Origin of the sequence: Pelotomaculum schinkii (assembly GCF_004369205.1) — a bacterium.
GTDB classification, from domain to species: domain Bacteria; phylum Bacillota; class Desulfotomaculia; order Desulfotomaculales; family Pelotomaculaceae; genus Pelotomaculum_C; species Pelotomaculum_C schinkii.
Map to the genome: position 1 here is coordinate 1,710,630 of NZ_QFGA01000001.1, position 25,856 is coordinate 1,736,485.

Below are 25,856 nucleotides of genomic sequence, written 5' to 3' on the forward strand. Positions count from 1 at the left end.
TATGCGCAACATTCGTTTTTAAGGAAAAAATGGTCCACCTGTACAATACTTTATCATGTATATTTCCTTTCGCCTTCCCCTATGCCATTTATTACAAAGCGCTCATATACGCTTAAGCCCGCTAATTAGCGGGCTTAAGCGCAATAGGTAGCAGCATTCATGATGAGTTAATCGGCTTTATACTCCAACGCGTTCACAATGACCGTCACAGCCTCAGCCCTGGTGGCGTTGCCCAAGGGCTTGACGGTATTGTCGGGGTATCCCTTCATGATCCCGCTCTCCGTCGCGGCGGCAATAGCTTCCCTGGCCCAACCGGAAATGCTGCCGTTGTCGGCAAACTGGGGCTCTCCTGCAACTGCTGGAAGCTTCGCGGCCTTTACAATCATCACAGCCATCTGCTCGCGGGTGATCAGGTCGTCCGGACCAAATGTACCGGAGTCATAGCCGTTGACTACCCCATTGGCCGCCGCCGCGGCAATGTAGTCCTTGGCCCAGTGCGCTGCGGTGTCGGCAAAAACTCCGCCGCCCTTGTTCTCGAGCTTGAACGCCTTAACCAGCACAGCAGCAAATTCGGCCCGGGTAATACTGTTGTCAGGCTTGAAAGTACCGTCGGGATAGCCGCTGATGGCGCCCAGGGCCACCAGTTGGTTGATGTTGTCCATTGCCCAGTGGCCGGTGATGTCTTTTAATGCCGCAGGGACTTGCCCTGACGGTACGGCTTCCGCTTTCCCGGCAATCATTACGGCAAACTTGGTGAAGTGGTCCACCTGCACGGTCACGGTATTGCCTGAGACAGTGCCGCCCAGGCTGACCCACTGGCCGGACGCCTCGTCGTAGTAGAATATTTCCGGTTTTTCACCGGGAGCCAGCGCTGACGGGTCGAAGCTCAGTGTTATGACCACGTCCTTGTTAAAGTTATAGCTGTTCTTGCCGTCCACACTGAACTCGTATACGCTGCCGGCCAGTTTGAAGCCTGCCGGAACGGCGGGAGGCGTGGTTACTTTCTGTACCTTTACTTCCACTGCGCTGCTTCCGGTCAGCGCGTTGGCCGGCACTTTAATGGTGGCTTCGCTGCCGAGGCTGATTTTGCCGCCGGCGCCGGGTTTGACTGTCGCTCTCCCGGTGGTGGAGGTAACTGCCTGCGACGATGAGCCACCGCCGCCGCTGCTACCGGTGGAATTTGAGCTTACCAACTCGATACTTACAATCTTTGATATCGATGTTGACCCGGTGACAGCCGCTCCAACAAGCCTGAGCGGCCAGTTATCATCGGACTCGGGTATCGGGGCGCCGTTCAGGGAATTGGCGATAATGTAGTTGCTGTTCCGGATGATATCCGCGCTATTGATAGTTACCGAATGGCCGTCGGAGGCGGTAATCACAACCTGGTACCCGTCCTCAGCCAGCGCATCGTTAAAGGCGTTATCGGTATGCTGGTCAGCGTCATCGACGAATCCTGCGAGGAACCACAGGGGCATGCCTTCCCAGACCTGTTCTTCAGAATCCGTGTAGGTTGCCTTGTGGTTGGCGCCGAACTGACAGGCGAGAGCCTGCTCAAAATAGGTTTTGCTTACATCATAGTTCAAACCACCGATATCCCGGCCATCGAGCTCCAGTGTCCAATCGCCCACAGGCAAGGAGTACATCTTGATGGTTTCAATAAGTTTTGATGATAAGCCGGCACAAGAAGGATACTGGATACCTCCATCGTAATAGTAGTGCCAGTAATTTGACGGAAGCGTCTCGTGCATATCCCACTGGCCGTAGACGTGGTCGTCCGGAGTAAAGAATAAACGGATACCATCTTTATAATTGGGAACGTATTCCCCGTCACCCCACCAGGCCAGAATGGCGTCTCCCTGGCGCGCCTGCACCGCAGGGTCGGTATATATGGAGGAATAGGGAAGCGTAGTCTCATAACCGTCTTTTGCAACCAGTACAATTTCAGTACCTGCTCCCATGCCGCCCACAAGCTCACAAAGATCTCTGATGCGTGTTCCCTTCACGGCATTTTCTATCTTGTAACCGCCGGGATATTCCTCGTCAGCATCCCATAAATCATTCGGGTCGTTGGTGATTCCCTCGTAGCGGTATACCGTTGTCCCGTCTCCAATCACTTCGAGGTTTTCCTGCGTCCATAGATAATCGACCGTGATCTCGTCAAGGATGGTGGTATGATCTTCAGCGTACTTGATGACACGGAGTTCGGGTATGGGTTGAGCAGTCGCAAAAGACGTTAATTCAATCTCCTCAATATTCCCAACGCTGGTACCGCTAAGGGCGCCTTCAGCGCTGGCGACACCGGCGCCGACCAGCCGCAGCGGCCATGCATCGGTAAGCGGCGCATCGTTGCATTTATTCGCAATGATATAGTCGTTGCTCCAGGCTACGTCCGCGCTGGCAAAATCCTTGGTGTAGCCGTCTCCGGCTTTCACCAGGATTGTGTAACCGGCAGTTGCCTGATTGGCGTCATAATCGTGTGGCTGCCGGTCGTCCACCCAGCCGGTCAGGAACCAGAGAGGTATACCTGACCAGACATTGCCGTCACCGTCAGTCCATTCTTGGAGGTGGCCCGAATTTGGGCAGGCCAGAGCGGCCTCAAACTCAGCCTGCGAAATAACATCACTGATCTTGCCGTTCAGAGCAAGGTTCCAGCTTCCGGGATCAGCCGGCGGCGTCTGCAGCTCGGGGATCTCTATCTTTACGATGTTACCGACAGCAGAGCCCCCGAGGGAGCCATCATCTTTGGTAACACCGGCCCCAACCAGGCGCAGTGGTCCTGCCTCGGTAAGCGGGGCGCCGTTGCATTTGTTTGCAACGATATAGTCGTTGCTCCCGGCTACATCCGCGCTATCAAAAGTCTTGTAAAAATCATCTCCGGCAACTACTTTCACAGTATAACCGTCTGCAGCTAATGCATCATTGAAAGTCCAGTGGCTGCCTGTCTCGATGTCGTCCACCGCGCCCAGGAGCACCCACAGGGGCACGCCGGACCAGACGTTATTTTCAATATCGATCCATTCCCTGTTGTGGCCTGAACCCGTGCAGGCAAGCCCGGCTTCAAACTCCTCCTGGGTGATGGTATCCCCTACCTCTCCGATCATCTCCAGGGTCCATCCTTCGGGTGGTTCAGGCAGACCCGACAGCTCGATCCGGACGATGTTGCCTACCTGTTGTCCGCCAAAAACAGCCGGACCTTTCAGATAGAGCGGCCAGCAGGCTTTTCCCGATTCGGTCTCGAGCGGAAGCGGTTCTCCGTTCAGTGTGTTGGCGACGATATATCCATCGTCGCGGGCGATTGCGGCGCTGTCAAGGGTTGCCGACCAATCGCCGGCTATAACATTCACTTCATAGTTCTGGGCGGCGAGGTCGTCGTTGAAGTTGAAGTGGTAAGGGCCAACATCCGGGTCGTCGTCAACCATGGCGACGAGCAGCCATAGCGGCACGCCTCCCCAGACATTACCGTCACCGTCGGTCCAGGTCACCTGGTGACCTGATGACGGGCAGGCAAGGGCATCCTCGAAGTAGGCCTTGGTTACGGAAGCATTCTTTGCCCCGGAGAGCTGAAGAGTCCAGTCCGTCGGCGCAATACCTGTAGCCACAACGGTTTTCACCGCGGCGGTAGCCGCTGCCTTAACAGCATCGAGGTCAGCCGGGGCAGCAATACCAGCGGCGTAGTAGTACTCAACCTTATCCCCGTCTACAAGCTCGATCAGGTTCAAGGCGTCATCGCCATTGTTGTAGCCGTCTTTATAGACGTCGTTTACGTATGCATACCACTTGCTACCCCCCTTTACATAAGGGTAGTCTCCTACATTGTCCAAAAGGAGAGCGCCCGACGCTGCGTAATTCTTGTCGGTGACGTCATAGGTGAAGCCACTGACAGTTGCGGCTGCCTGAAGCGCTCCAAGCGGTGTGTTCTTTTTGACAGTATACTCTTCCCCTGAGTTATAGGCGGTCACGCTAAAGGTCTCGCCGGGTGTCAAAACAACCGTCCCATCGTAGAGGACGTCAACTGCCGGCGTCCCTGCGTCCGCTTCTGTCGGGGTGAATACTACGGGCAGCATTGCCAGCAATGTTACCAGTAGAATTCCCAGCCCACGCTTCATCAGTCTCTTCATAAACATTTATCCCCGGAGCCTCCTTTAATTAATTAATAATGTGATCTACAAATCATTCTTACTGCTACAATTCAAAGCAAAGTCACATCACCATAATACTCACCTTCGTAGGATTTTCTCTAAAATTTCAAGGTTTCATCTTACTGGTCAGTTGACCAGTATAGGTCCAGTAAGAAAAAGAATATCTTGCAGAGTAAAAATGGAGAGTCTTTCCTTCCGCACATTACTGCAAAATAACAGGATTGACACCGGTGTCATTGGTCAAATTATCAACAATGTAGACCTTGATCACATCGCCCGGCTGTACATTAAAACCGGCCTGGGCGATTTCAACCTGGTCAAAATCAGCTCTGGTGGCGTTAAGTGCAAGTTGGCTGCCGTTTCTAAAATGAGTAAAGACTACTGTTTCATTACCGCTATGGGAGATCACCGGCGTAATGCTGACCGCGAAGTATTTAAACCCGGTCACACCGTCATCAACGGTCATGGTATTGATACCGTCCGGGGTTGTCCCGGCAGTATAAGCAGGATCAGGCTGGGAAGAAAGCCTGTAGACAGGTCCCGGCTCTGTGATGTCGCCTTTGTTGATCATGTATCTTTCAATCAGTTCACCGGTTGATTGTTCTGATGTCAGGGTCAAGACATCACCCTCAATATCAATAACCTGGTAGTTGCTGCCGGTCTGTTCCACAGCGATGTAGGGAAATTCTCCGCCCCCGCCGTAAGTCTTGGAACCGGCATTACCCATCACATAGACAATCCCGTACGAGGGTTCAGTCTGGACCTCCTCCTGGTAAATTGGATGGGTCCTCATATACTCATGCTGGTGCCCGACAAAAACCATATCCACCCGGTTCTGTTCCAGAACCGGCACCCAATTGGCCCGGATGGACTTATCTATCCCCTTATAATCATAAGTGGCTGGATACGCGGGAATGTGAAAAACAACAAACTTCCACTTTTTTGTTGTGCCTTGCAGATCATTTTGCAGCCATTGTTTTGCTCCCTCGTCAGTATTTTTATTGCTGTTGAGCACCACGAAATGAGCATTGCCGTAATCGAAGGAGTAAAACTCCTGCTTCAAACCTTCGGGACCGTTATCCGGCAAGGCAAAAAAATCTAAGTACATGTCTCCGTCGTGGTTGCCCATAGCCGGCATCACCGGGATCCTGGAGAACAAAACTGTGGCAGCAGCAAGAAACTGTCCCCACTCTTCTTCATCGCTGTCGTTATCCGTCAAATCCCCGCCTAAAAGGGCAAACTTGATTTGGGGATAGGACTGATAAACCGCATCCAGCGTACTGCCCCATTCAGCATATCCGGACTGCACGTCGCCCATATACAGAAATGAGAATTCTTGCGTGTCCGAGGCAGTTGTAAAGGATAAGGGCCCGCTCCAGGCCTCTTCCCGCCCTACCTGGTAAACATATTTTGTCTCCGGGGTCAATCCAGTTATATTTACTTTGAACCTGTAATGGGTACTGTCAAATGCCGAGCATTCTGCATTCATTTCCTGGGCGGCGTCAAAATTACCGGCAAATTCATCTGCGCTGATGTACTGCACCCGGGCCGGCGAATTATCCGGCGTTAACCAGGTAATGGTCTGAGATGCAGCCGGATCAAGCGTCCAGGTCAGAATAATTTGCTCCGGCGCTGCGCTTTCCTCAGCAAGGGCAACCGGAGACAGAAACCAGCAGAAAAAAACCGCTAATACCATTAAGACTGGACACATAATCTTGCTTCTTACTGCCATATTTCTTTGGGAGTATCCAAATCCAGGGCTCATATCAGCGTACTCCTTTTATCCCACAATTTTAGGACAACTTTGCGCATGGTTCTCATCTGTGAATTCCAGGGATAGCGGAAAAGGGTTTGACTTACTCCCCTTTCCGCTAAAGCCCCCGTTTTTAACTCCCTGTCCGCAAGTCCCAAGCATTCATTACTGTTTCTTATCGGTTCAGCGCATTGACTATAACTGTAACAGCTTCCGCCCTGGTGGCGTTACCCTGTGGCTGAATGGTGTTATCAGGATACCCTTTCATGATCCCGTTTTCCGTCACGGTGGCAATAGCCTCTCTGGCCCAGCCGGAAATGCTGCCGCTGTCGGAGAACTGAAGCTCTCCCGCAGCCGGGGCAAGTTTCGCGGCCTTGGCAATCATAACAGCCATCTGCTCGCGGGTAATCATATCATCCGGCCCGAAGGTATTGGAGTCATAGCCGTTGACCACGCCCGCAGCTGCCGCGGCCGCAATGTAATCTTTAGCCCAGTGCCCGGCTGTATCCGCAAATGTTTTACCGTCTTGAGACGTCAGTTGGAACGCTTTAACCAGCACAGTGGCAAATTCGGCCCGGGTTATCGCGTTGTCAGGCTTGAAGTTGCCGTCGCTATAACCGCTGATAGCGCCGAGCCTAACCAATTGATTGATATTGTTCTCAGCCCAGTGACCGGCGATATCATTTAATGTGGGCTGCAGCGTGGGCTGCTCCTCCTGCTTGCTGGAAGCCAGTACGGCAAATTTGGTGAAGTGGTCCACCTGCACGGTTATGGTATTGCCGGATACGGCGCCGCCGATGTTTACCCATTTGCCAAGGGTTTCGTCGTAGTAATGGACCGCCGGGGTCTCGCCCGGACTTAAGGAAGCTGGATCGAAAGTAAAAGTCAGGGTGACCGGCTTGTTGAAAGTATAAGTTTCATTGCCGTCTACTTTAAATTCGTAGACGGAGCCAAGCAGCTTGAAGCCTGCAGGAGTAGCTTGCGGGCTACTAACCTTCTGAATAGTAATGTCTACTTTAGCTGTGCCTGTTAAGGCGTTGGCCGGAATATTTACTGAAACATCACTGCCCAGGCTGATTTTTCCACCGGCACCCGGGCTTACAGAGGCTTCTCCGGTAGTGCTGTTAACCGGTTGCGGAGTAGTAGATCCACCACCAGAACCACCAGAACTACTGCTGCTGGCGCCTACGTTAAGTCTCTTGTTGTCTACGTTGTCGCCTTCACCGGCAACAACTGTTAATGTGCCTGCAGCGCCTCCCGGGACGATGAAGTCTATGCTGTAATTTCCGGTTGCATCTGATTTTGTTGTATCAAAATATACGATGTTTTTTGCCGCGTCTACTACTTTGAGGGGAACCCATGCGTTTGGTTCGGTTGTGCCTGAAGCTGTGACGCTTTTGTTAACTGACGCCGTAGTTTTACTTAACGACAGGGTGGTGTTTGGCGTGTTTGCCAGCGCCATAGCAGGAACACACATCAGCAGCATTAACGCTATTTGGAGATATGCTACTATTCTGAGCTTCATTTTCATCACTCCTTTTTACTTAAGCCTGTGCCGGGATAAGGCTAAGGGAAGTATCCAGCAAATCAACCAGCCGGCAATCCTCTTCGCCGTCACGAACACACGTGATTCGTTCTTTCATTAAATACTGTTCTTAAAATACTGTTCTTAAGGCTTTTTAAAGCCAATGGGTTTTTATCCAATTCTAAGACGGACACTTTTACAGTGGGAGCTTTTCCACGGTGAGGGCAGAGTCGTCCCCCACCGTGGTCTTGATGTCCAGTTTTAGCTGGACAAGTTCACTTGTTCTTTCTATAAACCGTTTTGCAGCTTATATATTTTTGCAAAGGAGCTCATTTTTTGACTACAATATCCCATAACAGGTATTTATTGTAAAATAATCGGGTTTAAGTCAATTGCGTTGGTTAAATTATCAACAATGTAAGCTTTGATCACGTCGCCCGATTGGACATTAAAACCGGCCTGGGCAATTTCAACCTGGTCAAAATCAGCTCTGGTGGCGTTAAGCCCGAGCTGGCTGCCGTTTCTAAAATGAGTAAAGATCACTGTTTCATTACCGCTATGGGAGACTACCGGCGCAATATTGACCGTGAAGTATTTAAACCCGGTCACACCGTCATTAACGGTCATGGTATTGATGCCTTCCTGGGTCGTCCCCGCGGTATATGCATCATCAGCCTCAGGTGTAACTGTGTAGACCGGATTTGGTCCAGACGTTTCCTCTATCGTCTGCACTACGGCAGCGTCTTCGTACCCTGCAGCCTTAACCACAACAGTGTAGTCTTTGGCTTCGGTAAACACATCTGCGGCAATGGTAATCACACCGGCAGAAACAGTATATTTACCGTCAGCCAGGGTTGCGCCGTCCACAGTGATTTCTGTGATGGCGCTACGCCAGTCAGCATCATCGGTAAAGGTGATATCTACCGCCTGGCCAACTGTATTGTCGCTGGTATCTGCCTTTAAGACAGGCGCGGCAGGCTCTCCTCCAGTATCTACCGTATAGGTAAAACTGACAACATCGCTATCTGCTCGGCCTGGCCCAATAGCAATGGCCTTGATGGTAGTGTCCGCGGTTATTTTAATCGGCACATTTAATTCAGGCTGGTAATAGCTGGCGCTCTTGTTATACATGTTGCTGTTTACATCCGGGGTACTGCCATCCAGGGTATAGTAAATCTTAACTCCATCAAAAGCTGTATGTCCCAGTGTAACCTCGGTTCCCGGTGCAACCACGCCTTCTGCTACATCTGCCGTAACATTATCCCACTTCAGGGGTTGTTCTGTGAAAACAATAATCTCATTAACTTTTTTTACAAACCACGGTTTATTCTGTTCGGTAACAGCCCGCTGACCCATGATCAACCGCAATCCGTTACTTTCCAGTGTATCCGTGGAGAGGATCGCCGGCACCAATACTTTACCGTTTGAAGAACCTTCCATCAAACCCGGGAAATAGTAACGGGGTTGTGCAAGCAGCTCATCTCTGGTAAAAGTCTTGGTAAGGCCGTCGGAGGCCTTGATGGTTATTAGTTTGGCTTCACCTTTTATTTGGGCCAGGTCCAGAATATCCTGCAGCTTTACTCCTTTAACATCAACAAACCCATTATCTTCAGCGGGATAGTTATTGATAGCGCTATAGCTGTGGGACACCTCCGGCAGCGCCAGGACCTGGCTTAGAGTAAGCTCAACGGCGGCAGGCACCCCATCACCGGTAATAGTAATAGCTAGCGCTTCTGCTGCGCCAATTGTCTGAGTCACTGTGGCATCATTGTATCCGGTGGCGCTGACCGTGATTTCGTAGTCTTCAGCCGCGGTGAACACGTCAGCGGTGATATTGATATTCCCTTCCGTAACCGTATACTGGTCGCTGGTTAAGGCACTACCGTTAACAGTGATACCGGTAATCGCCGCCCGCCAGGCCGCATCATCGGTGAAGGTCAGGTCGATGGAATTGCCTGCCTTGTTGTCGGTGGTGTCGGCTGCCAATACCGGCGGCGCCTCGGGCTGGCCTTGGACTTGCATAGTTACCACCGAATCCGCGTAGCCCGCAGCTTTGAACGTAATGTCAAATTCCCCGGCTGCGGAAAGAACGCCGGCTGCGATGGTAATCTTTCCTTCACCAACTGTATAATCGAACTCTGTGAGACTCTTATTGCCCACAATCACGCTGGTAATTGACTCTCTCCAGCCCGCAAAATCGGCAAAAGTCAGGTCTAAAGCTTCACCCGGGGCTATCACTCCGGCTGCCGGGGTAAGCGTCACGGGCGCCCGCTTAACCTGCGTGGGAACCAGCCTCTCAGAAGTTGTCCCATCGCCAAGTTTGCCTTTCGAATTATTCCCCCAGGCCCATGCGGTACCATCGGTCTTTAAAGCCTGCGAGTAGTTGGAACCGGCATTTAACATGGCAATACCGGCCTCTGGCCCGTAGAGCTTAATAGGTACTTTACTACCGTTATCATACCCCATCTTGCCGTTACCGAGTTGACCTTGACTATTGTTGCCCCAGACCCATAACGATCCGTCGGTCTGCAGGGCCATCGTGTGGTTATCCCCGGCCGTAATTGCTTTCACATCTGTTAGATCAGAAGCTTGAACCGGCACAAGACTTCTCATTATTTTAGTCAGGTCCAGATCTTTATTACCTAACTGTCCACTCGAAGCGAAGCCCCAGCCCCAGACCGTACCGTCCTCTTTAATTGCTAAAGAAAATCCGCTTCCGGCGGCAATGGCCTTGAAGACACCGGTAAGGCCGGTAGCCTGAACGGGCTTATTGCTATTCGTTTGGGTACCGTCACCCAATTGTCCTTCGCTATTTTTGCCCCAGGCCCAGACCGTGCCGTCGTTTTTAAGGGCCAGAGCATGCTCCTTACCGGCTGCAATAGCCTGGACATCAGTCAGGCCGTAGACCTGCTCCGCAACAGTTCTTGAACCTCCGGCGCCGATACCCAACTGTCCATAGCTATTTTTGCCCCAGGCCCAGACCGTACCGTCGTTTTTAAGGGCCAGAGAAAAACCGTCCCCGGCTGCAATAGCCTGGACCCCGGTCAATCCGTAAACCTGTTCCGGGACAGTCCTGGTTCCGGATGTACCGCTGACACCGTTGCCCAGCTGTCCATACAAATTATAGCCCCAGGCCCAAACCGTACCGTCGTCCTTCAGGGCCAAAGTATGGTTGTAACCGGGCGCCGCCGCCGTGACCTCCGTTAAGCTGGAGACCTGCACCGGTGTGTATTTAGTTTCAGTACTGCCGTCACCAAGCTTGCCCTGGGCGCCGTCACCCCAGGCCCAGACCGTACCGTCGTTCTTGATCGCGACAGTATGCCGATCTTTCCCGGCCACGTAAACCATGTCGCCTGCGCCGGCGGAGCCGAACGGGACCAGGTATTCTTTAGTGACGATCTCGCTGTCCGACCGGCCGGGACCGATGACGACGGCTTTGATGGTGGTGTCGCTGTTAAGGGGGCCGATTTTGTGGTTTATTTCGTCCAAATCATCGCTTCGCGACGACCACCAACGCATGGCAATCCAGTTATACATGGGGCTGTCTATGGTCGGGTCGCTGCCGTCCAGGGTGTAATGAACCTTGTCTTCATCGTCGAAGGGACTGTGCATTTCCACCATGGTCCCTGCGGGTACCTCTCCAGGCGCCGGATTGACCGTGGGATTATCCCATTTGGGCACGGGATCGGTGAGCACCTCGATTTTTACTACCAATTTGGCAAACCTGGCGTTGGTCTGCTGGGTTACCGCCCGCTGCCCGTACAGCAAATGGTTTGCGTCCGAACGGCTAAAGTTGTCCGCAACCAGGATATCGTTATAACTTTGAGCAGAGAAACTTCTGTGCGCGATGATGGTATCCACTAATACTTTACCCGACGGGTCACCGGGAAGATGGCCGGGAAGGCCGCTGCTCATAAAATTAGGGAAACGATACCGGGGGGCGTTTAATAACTCCTCCACCGTAAAGGTAACTCTAAAATTGTCTCCGGAAGTAAATCTGATCTGTGTGGCTTCCGGCTTGAGTCCCCCGGCTAAATCAAGCAGGTCGGTCAGTTTGACGCCCTGCCCCCTGTACCAGCTCTTGGTGGGCCAGGTGTTAATAGTGCTGTAGATTACGTCTTGTTGTTGTAAATAAACCCCTTCTGATACTGACTCCGTACCCCGGAGCTGGTTTTGGGTAATGGTTACGGGCACGGGGCCGTTCAGCCCGGGCCCCGATATTATAATGTCACCCCCGGCGGCCAGGGCGTCCGCGGGCGCCATCAGACTAACCGTACCGGCAAGCAACAGCACGCTGAAGACGGTCAGAAAAAGCTTAAATACCCAACTGCTCCTTATACGCATGGAATTCCCTCCTTGTTTCAACAAATAATAGTCACACTGCTGAGAAACATTTACAACAAACCACTTCTCCTCTCTCAACTCGCACATCAGAGTAGCCCCAAAGACTTAATAGTTTTCAGCCTCCGTTACACCATCTGCCATATGGCATCAGTCCAGCATTCTCAACACCCCCTTCGTCAAATGGCCTGTCGGCGCTGAACCCCTGTACTTTGGAGAAAAAACCGGTCACCTCCTGCTTGTCCCGGCTACGGGTAGCCGGAAAGATTTGTAAAGCAAAAAAGCTTTGTCCCATTGGTTGAAAGGGACAAAGCTTTAAAGTCCGGCAGCTTATGTTTCCTTTCCTCAATGGGAGGCACGGCAGTTTCCCGGCGTACCCTGTGAGGCCGATAACCATAGTCTCCCTTAGGTCATGCGGCTCGGAAAAACATACTTATTTTTGTGAACTCAGTCATGCATATTTACTTCTACTGCAGTTCCAGGCTTGTGAGAAAATTGGTAAAGCGCTGTCCGAACTCATCCTGGTAAATAATGATGCGCATAGCGCCCTCCCCGCCGGTCTTGGTTTTTAACGGTTCACCGTGGTCGGCGTAAACAATGAACACATTATTCGGCCGCAGGACTTCAGACATGTTCACCCCGGAGGTGTAGTTGTCGATGCCTCTGGTTATGATCCTGGTACATTTTTGGGACAGACCCGGATCGATGCTGTTTAAGGCGTCCAGCAGCGGGGCGCCTGTAAACTCATGTTTGGTCATGCCGGAGGTGGACTGAATCACCATTTTCTTCTGCGCCGCCGGCAGTTTCTGAAGATCGGCAACTGTCAGGACGCCGATAACATTATCTCCTGTCTTAACTAAGATTTGGCCTTCCTGCAGGTTTTCATCGCCGCGGTTCAAAAACGCAAATACCACAATAATAATGACCAGTAATGCAATCACCGCATAGAGGATCTTCTTTTGGTCAACAGCCTTACTCTCCATCAACAATACCCTCCCAAGCATAGCCGGTTTTGGCCGGATGAGACAGGAGAACCATCCCCTTGCCTGTCTTAAACCTTTGGTTACATCCTGAAGCCTTTATTCTGGTCCAGCTTTTTCTTTAGCCTAAGCGTTTTTTCGCCAATACCTGCCTTGATGCCCAACAGGCCGTCCCGGCAACCCGCAAAACACTGCATGCAGCGGACGCATTCCGGACTATTGGGGTTGTTGTATATGTCTATCCCCAACTCACATTGCTCTTGACAGCCTCCGCACTTTTTGCAGTTATCCCTATTGATTTCGAACCTCAGCAGGCTTAGCCGGTTCAGGAGGGCATAGACCGCTCCGAGCGGGCAAATAAACCTGCAAAAAGGCCTGAAGATGATCATGGACGGCAAAACCGCGACGGCAAGCAAAACCAGCTTCCACTTGAACAAGACACCTGCCGTTGTCATCAGGGAAGGTTGTAACGCCATTAAGGGCAGGTACGCTTCCAGCGTCTCCACCGGGCATAAATACTTGCAGAAGGTCGAGCCGCTCAAATAAGTCAGACCAAGGGCCGGGAACAGGAGCACAAACAGGACCAGCACGACGTATTTTAAATAGACGAGTTTTATTAACTTCCGGCCGGGCCGGTACTTGGGCAGCGGTATTTTATATAACAGTTCCTGCATGAAGCCAAAGGGACAGAGCCAGCCGCAAAGGAACCTGCCCAGCAGTCCCCCCAGCAAAAGCAGCAGCCCGGAGGTAACCATAAGGAGCAGATAATTGCCGAATATAAGCGAGCTCTGGATCAGTCCCAGCGGACACGAGCTAAAAGCGCCGGGGCAGGAAGTGCAGTTCAGTACCGGCACACAGAGCCTTTTCAGAGGCCCGTTGTACGCCGTACCCTGCAGAAAACCGGCAATATGTCCGTTTATAAGCGCCGCTGTAATGGTCTGGACAACCCTTCTTTTCAATCATCACACTCCCGGATTACGTGGTAGCGGTATCCTTCCCCTACTGTATTTCCGTGACAAACCCTTCTACCTTCAGGGGTACCGGCTCAGCTTCCTCCCCCAGGAGCAACTCGCGGTAGGTCCCCATTGCGGCGTTGACCCCGTTGATCACTGCCTGGGAGCTTACTGTAGCGCAGGTAATCTGGATAATATCATTTGGCCGGGACGGCTCCAGAACCACTCTGTTTAAATAGGCGCCGGCGCTTTTGTTGTTAAACCGGTCCAAAAACCATTCTTTGGTCAGACTATCTCCTCCGTACAAGGGTGTCTCATCATGCTGCAATACTCTGATCCCCAGCAACTCGTTTTTTTCGCCATCTATTAAAACAAATAGGTCTATCGCGCTCCTGTAGCCCAGAGGACTTGATAAAAAAGCATAATTTTTCTGCTCGCCGCAAGTTATTTCGTAAGCATTTTTTACGGCAGGAAACTTTTCTTTAACTTCCTCCGTCAGTTCGATGCCCTTTATAGCTTCGTCTGCGATTTCCTGCTCGCTTCCCAGCAACTCCTGCAGGGCTTCCTTCTGGGGAGGCGTCATTTTTTTTGAATTACCGGAAGAGCACCCGGTCACGGTTAAAACCAGGATAGCTGCAGCAGCAAACAGCAAGACTACGCATTTTCGCACGCTTTCACAACTCCCATCTGATACCTGAGTTTCGCGTCCTTGCTTCCTAGGGTGGTATACAGCTCTACCGATATGTACTTCTGCTCACCGGCTTACCCTTGATCGCCGCTCCCTTAGTTGGAGATACACCTGGCAAAATAGGTCTCCTACCCTGAGGTGCGAATTCATTCGCCCAAATGCAACATTGGCTGCCACAAGTGCGGCGCTGGCGCGCCGTGTGCGATTGAAATGGCGCCTACATCGGCTGGTATTTTCATGATACGTGGCGCCACTCTAGCGGCAGGTATATGCCCCTTTTCCGCTCATTCCACATCGTAATTAAATATTGCTACCTGGCTGTTGTGTTTCCCGAAACCAATTGCAATAGCTTTAATGGTAACAGTCTGGTTAACCTGAATTGGCTTATTCAATTCCGGCCGGAAGTAGGAAGTGCTGGGATTATAAAGCAAACTCTTCGCATCCGGCTCACTCCCGTCAAGGGTGTAATATATCTTGACGAGATCCTGTTCAGGATGGCTTAAAACGACCCCTGTGCCCGGCTTTACCTTCCCGGGCGCAGGTTCGGCCCGGACCGCGCCCCACTGGCCCGGCGGCGTTGTCAATACTTCGATGGTGGTCACACCTTTGACGAAAGCGGCGGTGGCCGCATCGTTCAATCCTGTCTGGCCAAAAAGCAGGCGAAGTTTACCACTGGCCGCCTCACTCAAATTACTGGTGTCCTCCTGATACCCCCAGGCCAGGATCATAGGAACTTCCACTGCTCCCTCCGCACTGCCTTTCAACAGATCCGGATAGCAAAAACGCTTTTCCTCCAGCTGCTCTCTGGTAAAACTGGCGTTATAACCGTCCGCGGCCTTGAAGATGATTGTTTGCGCATCCTCTTTGATCCCGGCCTTTTGCAGCAGGTGGGTGAGCTTCACACCCTTACCGACAATAAATTTTTTGGCCGGCCAGTTGTTTACGGCCGAGTAGCAGGCGCCGGCCAGAGCGTCTTCCATGCTCTTCAGTTCGTCGGGGGTAAATTTGGTTTCACGCTCTACACCGTTTCCCGTAATCGTCAGCATGTCCGGTTCACCGCCGGGGTTGCCGGTTTCAAGGCCGGTACTGCCCGGCGCTATACCGGCCGTCTGCGGGGTCGTTTCCCGCTTCTGGTCCTGACAGCCTGTGATCAGGCTTAAGCATGCGATCAGCAAAACCGCCGCGAATCCTATTGTTTTAAGCAGCCTATTCATCCATAGCACTGTCATCTCTCCTGAGGCAGTATTTTGGGGGAACTTTCTCGTGCGCATTTCATCTGGGACATTCTCTAATTGGGGACATTCCCCGGCAGAGGTGTGTCCCCTTCCCGCTGGCGGAGGTGTGTTCTTTTGTTGCGAAGAATGATGCTGCTACTATGTGAATTGTTCTTCTGACGTCTAAGGTCCGGCGTCCGAAACGTATCTTCTTTCCTTAAACAGAACGGATGCGCATCAAGTTATCAATGAGGCTCAGCCCTTCCCCTTCCGTCCAGACTACCGGATAGGAGCCGTCATCTTGGGTAAGCAGAATTCCTTTGTTAAGGTCCTGCCCGCTTACCTTAACGCTATTGCCGTCTGTACCTACTAGCTCGAACTGCTTATTGTCAATATCCGTCAGTCCGACTTCCTCCAGAATTGCCCGTAAAGAAATCCCTTTTTGAGCTTCTATCTGCTGTTGCCCGGTTAATTCCACTATTTCCTCAGGGAAAAATGCCGCGTCCGCATTGGTGGAAAACCAGGCGATATGCATGACGTTCATACCCAGCTTAATATTGGGCGCCATGTTCATCGGCGCGCCCTCACCTGTAACTTTGATGTAATAGCGCTGGCTGACCATGTTTATGGCTTCATTCTTCTTGAAGCCATCCGATGATTTCATCGTAAAGAAGGCCTTGCTGTTGACATTGTCAAAGCGGGAAAAGATCTGCGCCAGTTCAATGGCGTCGTCTTTACTGCCGTAATACTCATACTGGTAAGGTTCAATCCCTTCCGCTAGGTTTTTAAAAACCCAAACGGAATTGATATCTTTCTCCGGAATCTCTTTGTACAAAATAATCCTGTCGACCATCTTCACCCAGTAGGGGCCGAACTCCCCCTGCACGCAGAGCCGCGCGGGGCGCAATTCGTCCGGCAGTTCACTTTGCCCGTCGATGGTTAAAGCCAGGATCAGCTGGCGTTCAGCCATGATCTCCGGCGTTACCAGACAATAATAATCATCCTTTCCGGCAAAGCCGATGCCCTTATAATCCTGATAATTGATGCCCGCGTGTTCCAGCACATCCTTGACCTCAGGACCGGTTGCTTTAAACTCTTCCAGAAGCCCGGTGGTACGGGTGAGACTGGCGTCAAGTTTTTGTTGGGGAAGCGCCCGCATTTCTCCTACAGTGATCTCTTTAGGCTGGTCTATGTCGCCCTCGACGATAACATTCTGGCTTTCATATTCCGGATTGCGGGTAGGAGTGTTCTGCTGGGCGCATCCGGTCAGGGTGATCCATATCAGGAGCAAAACCAGATAAAGATATATACCCTTTCCGCTCTTAAGCAACACATTACCCCCCCTTTACGACTCTGAAAATATTGTTGGGCTGCAAGTTTTCCTCCTTTTGCCGGCGTCGTACTGAGCGGCAGCGAAGGGGTTCACACCAAGATTCTTCATTATCGTTCAGAATGACATTGAAAAATGGCTTTTATCCTCTAATGGCGCCGTGATAGCGGCATCGCTGTCTATTGAATTCTGTATCGAAACTCAGCTATATCACTGTCATATTTGCCGAAACCCTTAACTAAAACCTTGATGGTCGTGTCCCGCTCGATTTTGATGGGCTTGTTCAATTCAGGCTGGTATGTGCTGGGATTATAGAGCGTGCTTTGTTCGGTCGGCGTGGAGCCGTCCAGCGTATAATACATCTTCACCTTGCCGGTTTCCTTATGCTGCAGTTTTACCGTATCCCCGGCGGCAACATATTCCGTCTGGGGAAAGACGGTAGCTTTCTCCCATTTTCCGGGGTCTTCCACAGTCACCAGGATCTCCCTGACGCCTTTGACAAAAGTGTGATTGGCCTGCTCGTTAACACATGCCTGCGGCATGATCAGGCATAAATCGTCCGCCCTGGCCTCGCTTAGATTATCGCTGTTTTCCACGTACTCATAAGCGATAACCGGCTCAACCGGCTGGGCGCCGGCCGGATCTCCCGCCATTACTTCCGGAAAATAATACCGCGGGGTATCCAACAACTGCTCCCGTGTAAAGGACCACTCGAAATCGTCTTTGCCCTTAACCGTAATGCATTTTGCCTCATCTTTAATGCCGGCGGCTTGCAGTACTGCCGCTAATTTGACTCCCCTGACCGCATACTTCTTTGCTGCCGGCCAGTTGTTGATGGTGGAATAGACGTGATCAAAGCGGGCGCCCGGCAACTTCAGCATCTCTTCCAGAGTCAGCCGGGGTTCTTTCGTCACACCGTTGCCGGTAACCACAACCGCCTTGTCGCTCTCATTGCTGCTGACCTTATCCTGCTGCGCACCCCCATTATTGCAGGCGGCAGTCAGGAGAATGCACAGCATGAGAAGAAGGCCAACCGGAAGGTAAATTTTTTTAGAGAGAAAACTTTTCACTTTCATTGATTTCACTTCCCGTCACGCCATAATAAAGCTGCAGAATGATAAGCGCCGGCATACGTTTGAGGACATTCTTCAACTATTTATTCAACGCATTTATAATTACCGTCACAGCCTCGGCTCTCGTCGCACTGCCTCCGGGCCGGATGGTGTTATCCGAGTAACCCTTCATAATCCCGTTTTCAGTAGCGGCGGCAATGGCCTCCCCGGCCCATGCGGAAATACTGCCGCTGTCGGCAAACCGGGGCGCTTCCGCGGCCGGCGCCAATTTGGCGGCCTTCACGATCATCACGGCCATCTGTTCGCGGGTAATCAGGTCGTCCGGACCAAAAGCACCATTGGCATAACCATTGACAAGACTGTTTGCCGCTGCCGAGGCAATGTAGTCCTTGGCCCAGTGCGCCGCTGTATCAGTAAAAGTCTTGCCGTCATTATCCTCGAGCTTGAACGCCTTCACCAGCACGGCGGCGAACTCGGCCCTGGTAATGGTGCTGTCGGGCTTGAAACTGCCGTCGGGATAGCCGCTGATGCAGCCCTGCGCCACCAGCTTATGAATGTTGTCCAGGGCCCAGTGGCCTGCGACGTCATTTAAGTTTACTGTCTGCTGCGGCTCTTCTTCTTTATTTTGCTCTCCTGTACCGGGTGCGGGTCCTTCTGTTCCGGGTTCAGACTCAGCCCCTGCGACCTGATAGGTGAAGGTGACGACATCGCTGTCGTACTTACCGGGACCAATCGTTATTGCCTTGATGACTGTATCTTCATTAATAGGTCCTACCGGGCAATTCACTTTGCCCAAATCATCCGCCCGCGCCGACCACCACCGTCTGGCAATCCAGTTATACATCGGGCTGTTCAAGGTCGGGGTGCTGCCGTCCGTGGTGTAATAAACCTTATCGTCATCCATGTGGGCGTTGCTCAGCGCTATCATAGAACCTGCGGGCGCCTCTCCACTAACCGGATTCGCCTGCGGAGCGTCCCATTTTTCCGGTTCTGCTGTGAGCACCTCGATCTTATTGACATATTTGCTGAACAAATTACCATTCTGCTCGGTAACTGCCCGCTGCCCCAGCATCAGCAGCAGTGCATTCAAGTCGTTCATATAGTCCGGGTTATCACTGCCTTCAACACTTTCCAGAGCGAGTATAGGCTCCACCTCTTTTGGGTTCGCTGCAGAGCCGGGAATATGCCCGTCGCCATCTTTTGCGGTATTACCCTTAAGGCCAGGGAAATAGTACCTTTTATCCTCCAGTAATTCTTTTACGGTCAGGTTTACTACGTAACCGTCGCTCGAAGTAAATCTAATCAGCCTGGCCTCCTCGGTCATACCCGCCTGCTTAAACAGGTCTCTCAACTTGACTCCCTTCCCGACATACCATTTCTTGGTAGGCCAGGTGTTGATGGCGCTGTACACATGCTGGTATTGTTTCATTGACTCAAGCTGTTCCCTGGTTAAGGTCAAAGGCGTGGTTACACCATCGCCCGTGATTTCGAGGGTATCCGTACCGGCGGCCAGGGCCGTTGCGGGCGTCATCATGTTAGCCATACAGAAAAGTAAAAGACCCAGTATGATTATTAAACAACCATAAAACCAATTCTTCCGCTGCAGACTTATAGCTTGCACTGTTAAACTCTCCTTTCTGTTGTATGCCAGCAAGATCCCGGGCGGTTACATCACGAATACGGACGAACCGGATTATTCACCGGTCAGCATAAACAGCTGCCCCGTAGCGGGATCCTTGTAAACCGTGCCCATCTTTTCGTAAAGTTTGCCCTCCCCTTGCGTTTCGATCAAATCGTCCCTGATCTCCGGTGTCCCGGTCACCTCCTGACCGCGATTAAGGTTGATGCGCTCCCCTACCCGGCTCAGGTCTACGTTCCAGTGTATGACCAGAGAAAGCATCAGACCGCAGGCAAAAACCAGCATGGCATCTACAATATTGATGGCGCCCTCGAGGGGACTGACATCTTCAGGTACTCTGCGTCTACTGCTCCTCAATCCGCCGTCCACGGGCAAACACCTCCAGCAAGCTTTCCATCAAGGCCTCAAGAGAACTCAAGTATCCCTCATACCATCTTTTCCGCAGCCGGGAGACGGCATAGGCGACGCCGGCGGCTGCCAGGCCGATCACGGTCGCGTCAAAGGCGGTGAGCAGTGATTCCGCCAGGGTCTTGGTGTCGCCCTGGCCCAGGGCGATCATACCGGGTCCCAGTGGAATCAGAGTAGCCATCAACCCCAACATGGGTCCCAACCGCGCCACCAGGTCAGTTCTGTTGGTGATCCTGGCATAATGCAGCTCCTCGGCGGCAAGCAGCTTGCGGGCCAGCGCCTGCAAGGAAGCGGCCGGTAAACTGCCGTGCCTGATTAGCTCGCCGAGAGCTGCTTTCTGTCGCCTGAACAGGCCGCTGCTCTCAATACCGCGCATGATCGCCCCGGCATCCTTACCCTGGAAGAATTCCACCATCTCCGGCACATTGACCTTCATCTTGCGCCGCTCGGTGAGGACCTCCACCAGCAGGCCGCCCAACTCTATTACCGAAACCGCCAACAACAATAGCAGAATGACAATGGCAGGCGCCAGTAAACCGGACGAAATAGTATGCATCGTATCTCTGAGCGGCGTCAACATATCAAGGGTCACATTTCAACCTCCCTCGCGTATTCCAGGTACCTTCTGCTTGCTCCGAAAAGAAACAGGAAAGCAAACACCCCTGCTGTATAAATGTCCATGTCATTATGCTCCAACTGCAGCTGCGCGGGTCCGGCATCGACCGACATCTCGTACACCTGAACAGGCTGGCTGTCCGGCGGCGCCGCAGAGACCTCCGGAGTTGTTGAAGCGGCGGCTAAAGCCTCCTTCTCCGCCAGATACTGCCCGTTTTCGACCGGCTTCTCCGGCTCGTCAGGCTCTTTCGGTTCAACAGGCTCCTCCTGGATTTCGTCGGCGCTTTTTGGCTCAGCTGCGGCCATATCCGTTTCCGCCGGAGCTTGCTCAACCGGCCCGGCCTGTTCCTCCTGCGCTTCAGGCTCTTCCTCAAGCGCAACAATCTGCCCATTACCAGCCTGCTCCTGGTTTGGCCCATTCACAACGCAGCTGGCCGTCAAGCCCCCAACTACCGTCTTTACGGTGATGACGGCCGTGCCCGGCCCGACAACCGTCACCAGGCCGGTGTTATCCACCGTGGCCACACTGGTGTCGCTGGAACTCCAGAGCACGCTCTTGTCGACGGCATTGCTGGGGCCTACGGTCGCCGACAGCTCGTAGGTGCTGCCGATTTTGAGGTTGACTGCGTTCTGATCCAGGGTCACCCCGGTGGGCGGTCCGCCGGGCAGCTTAGCCCGCTCGGCGGCCCGGCCCGTGAAATCAGCTTTGTAGGTGAAGGTGACGACGTCGCTGTTCAGCTTGCCGGGCCCAATGGTTATGGCCTTGATAATTGTGTCCTCGTTAATTTCTATCGGTTTGTTGACGCGGTCCAAATCATCCCGCAGCGGCCACCACCGGCTGGCGCTCGCGTTAAACACGGGACTGTTCAAGGTCGGGGTGCTGCCGTCCGTGGTGTAATAAATCTTATCCATGTCATTACGCTTGGTGCTCAGTCTGATCAAGGCGCCTGCGGGCACTTCCCCTTCGTCTGTATCCGCCTTTGGATTCTCCCATTTTGGGGGAGGAGCGGTGAGTACTTCGATTCTATTGACATATTTTAAAAATAAAGGATTCGTCTGCTCGGTTACTACCCTCTGACCGAGCACCAGAAGCAATGAGTCCCTGTCGTTCATAGCGGCCGGATCGTTATTATCCTCGGCGCTGACCAGGGCGAGGATCGGCTCCACCTCTTCCGCATCCGCCGGAGAACCGGGAATACTCCCGTCAGTGGGGTGATGATCCATTAAGTATGGAAAATAATATCGCTTATCGCTTAACAGCTCCTGTACCGTAAGCGCCACTTCGAAACCGTCGTTCGATAGAAAGTTGACCAGCGCGGCATCTTCTTTGAGTCCCGCTAAATCAAACAGAGTCCGCAATTTGACCCCTTCCGCAACATACCATTTCTTGGTGGGCCAGGTATTTATCACACTATATACATGCTGGTATTGTTCCATTGCCTGAAGTTGTTCAAGGGTTAACGTTACGGGATTCGTTACCCCTTCGCCGGTAATTTCAACCGATTTCGACGGTTCAGCAAGGGCAACACCGGGCGCAGCTATGTGAAGCAAAGCGGCAAGCAGCAGTGAACCCAGGAAAGTCAGCAAAAGTTGGCAATATCTCTTTATTAAGCGGGGAGATACGGTGTGTCTTCTTTCCGCCACCGGTTTATCTCCTTTCCTTTTATCAGCCTGCATGTTACCCCCCTTTCACTACGCTGCCCTGATCAGCCGGCGTTTGCCATCCAATCACATAACGGCAGTCACAGCTTGATGCGGCGATACTCTATCAACTATTTGACGAGCTTATATTCAACGCATCTATAATAACCGTCACAGCCTCAGCCCTGGTTGCGTTGCCCTGAGGCCGGATGGTGTTATCGGGATACCCCTTCATAATTCCGCTCCCGGCCGCGGTGTTAACAGCTTCTGCGGCCCACCCGGAAATGCTGTCGCTGTCGTCAAACGAAGGATTTTCTGCTGCCGGAGCGATTTTGGCTGCTTTGACGATCATCACGGCCATCTGCTCGCGGGTAATCAGCTCGTCCGGACCAAAATTACCGCCGTCATAACCGTTTACTATCCCGCAGGCTGTGGCCGTAGCGATATATTCTTCGGCCCAGTGCCCGGCCGTGTCGGCAAAGCTTTTGCCTTTCTTATGCTCCAACCCGAACGCCTTCACCAGCACAGTGATAAATTCAGCCCTGGATATGGGGTTATCAGGCCTGAAAGTTCCGTCAGGATACCCTCCGATGGATCCCGTGGCCAGCAGCTTGTTGATGCTGTCAAAAGCCCAGTGGCCGGCAATATCTGTCAGAGCCGGTTCCTGCACGACGACCATTACGGCAAACATGGTGAAGTGGTCCACCTGGACTGTTATGCTATTGCCGGATACTTCACCACCGAGGTTTACCCACTGCTCCGACTTTTCGTCGTAGCAGTAGATGGCCGGAGTCTCGCCCCCGTTGATAGTATCGGGATCGAAGCTGAGCTTGATGGTTACGCTCTTGGCAAAGCTGTAGCTGCTCTTGCCGTCCACACTGAACGCATACGCACTGCCCGCCGGCTTGAACCCTGCGGGCGCGGCGGGCGGGGCGGCAACTTTCTCAATTTTTACCTCTACCGCACTGGATCCGGTCAGCGCGCCGGCCGGTATTTCTATGGCGGCTTCGCTGCCAAGACTTACGGTACCGCCTTCACCGGGCGTGATTAGCCCGGTCGCGACCCCGGGCTCACCGGCCACCATTACGGCAAACTTGGTGAAATGGTCCACCTGGATTGTTATGGTATTGCCGGATACTTCACCTCCGAGGTTCACCCACTGCTCCAATTCCTCGTCGTAGTAGTAGATGGACGGAATCTCACCCTCGCCTAGAGCGCCGGGATCGAAGTGAAGCGTGATGGTTACACTCTGAGCAAAGCTGTAGCTTTTCTCGCCGTCCACAAGGAACTCGTAAACACTTCCCAGCAGCTTGAAACCTGAAGGTACGGCAGGCGGGTTGCTTACTTTCCGAATGCCGACCTCCGCATCAGAGTTTGTCAGCGCTCCAGGCGGTATTTCAATGAGGGCTTCGCCGCTGCCGAACTCTACAGCGCCCCCTTGACTGGATGAAATTTTACTGCTCTCGGTTGGGTCTTCCTTCACCTTGTAGGTAAAAGTGACGACATTGCTGTTTCTCTTACCGGGACCAATCGTTACTGCCTTGATAGTCGTATCTTCTGTAATTTCGATCGGGTGATTAATACTGTCCACTTCACTCTCTCTTGACGACCACCACCGGCTGGCAATCCAGTTGTACATCGGGCTGTCTATGGTCGGGGGACTGCCGTCCGTGGTGTAATGGATTTTATCATCATCGTTTATCTCACTGCTCAGTTTTACCAGGGTCCCCGGGGCCACCTCGCCGCTATCCGGCTCCGCCTCCGGCTCATCCCACTTGTCCGGCGCTTCGGTCGAAACCTCAATTTTTACTACATACTTAAGAAACAATTGTAAATTTTGTTCGGTGACAGCCCGCTGCCCCAGCATCAGCAGCAAGGCGTTGATACCGTTCATATCGCCGGGAGCGACACTGCCTTCGGCACTTTCCAGAGCGAGGATAGGCTCTACCTCTTGCCTGCCTGCGGAAGAACCGGGTACCTGCCCGCCGTTTTCATCATTATCCTTTAATCCCGGGAAATAATAACGCCTGTCTTTAAGCAACTCCTGTACCGTAAGGGTCCTTGTAACGCCATCGCTGGCAGTAAATTTAATCAGGCTGGCGCTGCTTTTCATCCCCGCCTCATTGAGCAGGGTTCTCAATTTGACACCTTTTCCCACACACCATCTCTTACTGGGCCAGGTGTTGATTGCGCTGTACACCTGCTCATATTGGTCCATTGCCTGCAGCTGGGCCAGGGTATACGTCTTTTCAGCCGCCACCCCGTCCCCGGTGATTGTCAGTTTTACATCTCCGTCAGGATTGCCGCCACTGCCCGCCTTGATTGTCTGCGTCACGCAGGCGTCCTCGTACCCGGTTGCCTTAACCACAACAGTGTAATCTTTCGCTTTTGTAAATACAGTTGCGGCAATGGTAATCTTCCCGGCAGAAACCGTATATCCGCCGTCAACCAGGTCTGCGCCGTCCACGCTCACGCCGGTGATCGCCGCCCGCCAGGCCGCATCGTCCGTAAAGGTCAGCTCCACCGGCTGCCCCACTACGTTATCTGTAACATCAGCCGTCAGCAACGCAGAGTCAGGCACCTGGTAGGAAAAAGTGACGATGTCGCTGTCCGACCGGCCGGGACCGATGACAACGGCTTTGACGGTGGTGTCGCGGTTAAGGGGGCCGATTTTGTGGTTTATTTCGGCCAAATCATCAGGTCGTGACGACCACCACCGTTTGGCAATCCAGTTATACATGGGGCTGTCTATGGTCGGGTCGCTGCCGTCCAGGGTGTAGTGAACCTTATCTTCGTCGTCGAAGGGACTGTGCATTTCCACCATGGTCCCCGCGGGTACCACGCCAGGCGCCGGAGTGACCGTGGGATTGTCCCATTTGGGCACGGGATCGGTGAGTACCTCAATTTGTACTACCCATTTGGAAAACCTGGAATTGGTCTGCTGGGTTACCGCCCGCTGCCCGTACAGCAGAAGATTGGCGTCCGAACGGTTAAAGTTTTCCGCATCCAGGATATCGTCATAACTTTGCGCAGAGAAACTTCTATGGGCGATGATGGTATCTACCAATACTTTACCCGACGGGTTACCGGGGAGATGGCCGGGAAGGCCGCTGCTCATGAAATTAGGGAAACGATACTGGGGGGCGTTTAATAACTCATCCACCGTAAAGGTAACTTTAAACTTGTCTCCGGAAGTAAATCTGATCTGTGTGGCTTCCGGTTTGAGTCCCCCGGCTAAATCAAGCAGGTCGGTCAGTTTGACGCCCTGCCCCCTGTACCAGCTCTTGGTGGGCCAAGTGTTAATCGTGCTGTAGATTACATCTTGCTGTTGTAAATAAACCCCTTCTGATACTGACTCCGTACCCCGGAGCTGGTTTTGGGTAATGGTCACGGGCCCGGGGCCGTTCAGTCCGGGACCCGATATTGTAATGTCGCTCCCGGCGGCCAGGGCGTCCGCGGGCGCCGTCAGACTAACCGTACCAACAAGCATCAGCAAAACCAGGACAAGCATCAAGAGCTTATAGCGCCATTTCTTTTGCTTCATCGGTTACCTA

The 25,856-nt window shown here is 52.7% G+C and carries 15 protein-coding genes and 1 riboswitch; all 15 genes read right to left on the reverse strand.

Annotated elements, in window-relative coordinates; all coding sequences use genetic code 11:
* Positions 1 to 167 precede the first annotated feature (167 nt).
* The 15 genes from Psch_RS08000 to Psch_RS08070 all read right to left on the reverse strand — a co-directional run bounded on the left by Psch_RS08000 (position 168) and on the right by Psch_RS08070 (position 25,846).
* On the reverse strand, positions 168 to 4,127 hold the full coding sequence (locus Psch_RS08000; RefSeq protein WP_190239809.1) for an S-layer homology domain-containing protein: 3,960 nt from the start codon (positions 4,125 to 4,127) through the stop codon (positions 168 to 170).
* A gap of 217 nt (positions 4,128 to 4,344) precedes the next feature.
* Positions 4,345 to 5,907 (reverse strand): purple acid phosphatase family protein, encoded by a 1,563-nt coding sequence (locus Psch_RS08005; protein ID WP_190239810.1) that lies wholly within the window; start codon positions 5,905 to 5,907, stop codon positions 4,345 to 4,347.
* A gap of 163 nt (positions 5,908 to 6,070) precedes the next feature.
* On the reverse strand, positions 6,071 to 7,420 hold the full coding sequence (locus Psch_RS08010) for an S-layer homology domain-containing protein (protein ID WP_190239811.1): 1,350 nt from the start codon (positions 7,418 to 7,420) through the stop codon (positions 6,071 to 6,073).
* Positions 7,421 to 7,783: 363 nt separating this feature from the next.
* On the reverse strand, positions 7,784 to 11,764 hold the full coding sequence (locus Psch_RS08015; protein ID WP_190239812.1) for an RCC1 domain-containing protein: 3,981 nt from the start codon (positions 11,762 to 11,764) through the stop codon (positions 7,784 to 7,786).
* 317 nt (positions 11,765 to 12,081) lie between these two features.
* Positions 12,082 to 12,198, reverse strand: a riboswitch (molybdenum cofactor riboswitch).
* A gap of 30 nt (positions 12,199 to 12,228) precedes the next feature.
* Positions 12,229 to 12,744: a molybdopterin-dependent oxidoreductase gene (locus Psch_RS08020; RefSeq protein ID WP_134218231.1), complete on the reverse strand. Its 516-nt coding sequence runs from the start codon at positions 12,742 to 12,744 to the stop codon at positions 12,229 to 12,231.
* A gap of 80 nt (positions 12,745 to 12,824) precedes the next feature.
* Positions 12,825 to 13,700 carry a 4Fe-4S binding protein gene (locus Psch_RS08025; RefSeq protein WP_134218232.1) on the reverse strand — a complete coding sequence of 292 codons (876 nt, stop codon included), beginning with the start codon at positions 13,698 to 13,700 and terminating at the stop codon, positions 12,825 to 12,827.
* A gap of 40 nt (positions 13,701 to 13,740) precedes the next feature.
* A complete protein-coding gene (locus Psch_RS08030) occupies positions 13,741 to 14,364 on the reverse strand; it encodes an RnfABCDGE type electron transport complex subunit G (protein ID WP_134218233.1) in 624 nt (207 codons plus the stop codon).
* A gap of 302 nt (positions 14,365 to 14,666) precedes the next feature.
* A complete protein-coding gene (locus Psch_RS08035) occupies positions 14,667 to 15,596 on the reverse strand; it encodes a chitobiase/beta-hexosaminidase C-terminal domain-containing protein (RefSeq protein ID WP_243120559.1) in 930 nt (309 codons plus the stop codon).
* A gap of 217 nt (positions 15,597 to 15,813) precedes the next feature.
* On the reverse strand, positions 15,814 to 16,926 hold the full coding sequence (locus Psch_RS08040; RefSeq protein ID WP_190239814.1) for a molybdopterin-dependent oxidoreductase: 1,113 nt from the start codon (positions 16,924 to 16,926) through the stop codon (positions 15,814 to 15,816).
* 179 nt (positions 16,927 to 17,105) lie between these two features.
* On the reverse strand, positions 17,106 to 18,002 hold the full coding sequence (locus tag Psch_RS08045) for an FN3 associated domain-containing protein (protein ID WP_190239815.1): 897 nt from the start codon (positions 18,000 to 18,002) through the stop codon (positions 17,106 to 17,108).
* A gap of 76 nt (positions 18,003 to 18,078) precedes the next feature.
* The gene (locus tag Psch_RS08050) at positions 18,079 to 19,620 is read right to left on the reverse strand and encodes an S-layer homology domain-containing protein (protein WP_190239816.1); all 1,542 of its coding nucleotides are present in this window, start codon (positions 19,618 to 19,620) and stop codon (positions 18,079 to 18,081) included.
* A gap of 72 nt (positions 19,621 to 19,692) precedes the next feature.
* Positions 19,693 to 20,007, reverse strand: coding sequence for a DUF2149 domain-containing protein (locus Psch_RS08055; RefSeq protein WP_190239817.1), 315 nt, complete (start codon positions 20,005 to 20,007; stop codon positions 19,693 to 19,695).
* A complete protein-coding gene (locus tag Psch_RS08060) occupies positions 19,982 to 20,638 on the reverse strand; it encodes a MotA/TolQ/ExbB proton channel family protein (RefSeq protein WP_243123984.1) in 657 nt (218 codons plus the stop codon). Before Psch_RS08060 ends, Psch_RS08055 begins: the two co-directional genes overlap by 26 nt.
* Positions 20,635 to 22,338: an FN3 associated domain-containing protein gene (locus Psch_RS08065; protein ID WP_190239818.1), complete on the reverse strand. Its 1,704-nt coding sequence runs from the start codon at positions 22,336 to 22,338 to the stop codon at positions 20,635 to 20,637. The genes Psch_RS08060 and Psch_RS08065 overlap by 4 nt, the downstream gene beginning before the upstream one ends.
* 91 nt (positions 22,339 to 22,429) lie before the next feature.
* Entirely contained in the window at positions 22,430 to 25,846 is a 3,417-nt protein-coding gene (locus tag Psch_RS08070) for an S-layer homology domain-containing protein (RefSeq protein ID WP_190239819.1), read from the reverse strand.
* Positions 25,847 to 25,856 lie beyond the last annotated feature (10 nt).

What these genes read in the sequence shown, in the direction of transcription:
- Psch_RS08000 (WP_190239809.1), bottom strand. Translation starts at nt 4,127, where the DNA reads ATGTTTATGAAGAGACTGATGAAGCGTGGGCTGGGAATTCTACTGGTA.
- Psch_RS08005 (WP_190239810.1), bottom strand. Translation starts at nt 5,907, where the DNA reads ATGAGCCCTGGATTTGGATACTCCCAAAGAAATATGGCAGTAAGAAGC.
- Psch_RS08010 (WP_190239811.1), bottom strand. Translation starts at nt 7,420, where the DNA reads ATGAAGCTCAGAATAGTAGCATATCTCCAAATAGCGTTAATGCTGCTG.
- Psch_RS08015 (WP_190239812.1), bottom strand. Translation starts at nt 11,764, where the DNA reads ATGCGTATAAGGAGCAGTTGGGTATTTAAGCTTTTTCTGACCGTCTTC.
- Psch_RS08020 (WP_134218231.1), bottom strand. Translation starts at nt 12,744, where the DNA reads ATGGAGAGTAAGGCTGTTGACCAAAAGAAGATCCTCTATGCGGTGATT.
- Psch_RS08035 (WP_243120559.1), bottom strand. Translation starts at nt 15,596, where the DNA reads ATGAATAGGCTGCTTAAAACAATAGGATTCGCGGCGGTTTTGCTGATC.
- Psch_RS08045 (WP_190239815.1), bottom strand. Translation starts at nt 18,002, where the DNA reads ATGAAAGTGAAAAGTTTTCTCTCTAAAAAAATTTACCTTCCGGTTGGC.
- Psch_RS08065 (WP_190239818.1), bottom strand. Translation starts at nt 22,338, where the DNA reads ATGCAGGCTGATAAAAGGAAAGGAGATAAACCGGTGGCGGAAAGAAGA.
- Psch_RS08070 (WP_190239819.1), bottom strand. Translation starts at nt 25,846, where the DNA reads ATGAAGCAAAAGAAATGGCGCTATAAGCTCTTGATGCTTGTCCTGGTT.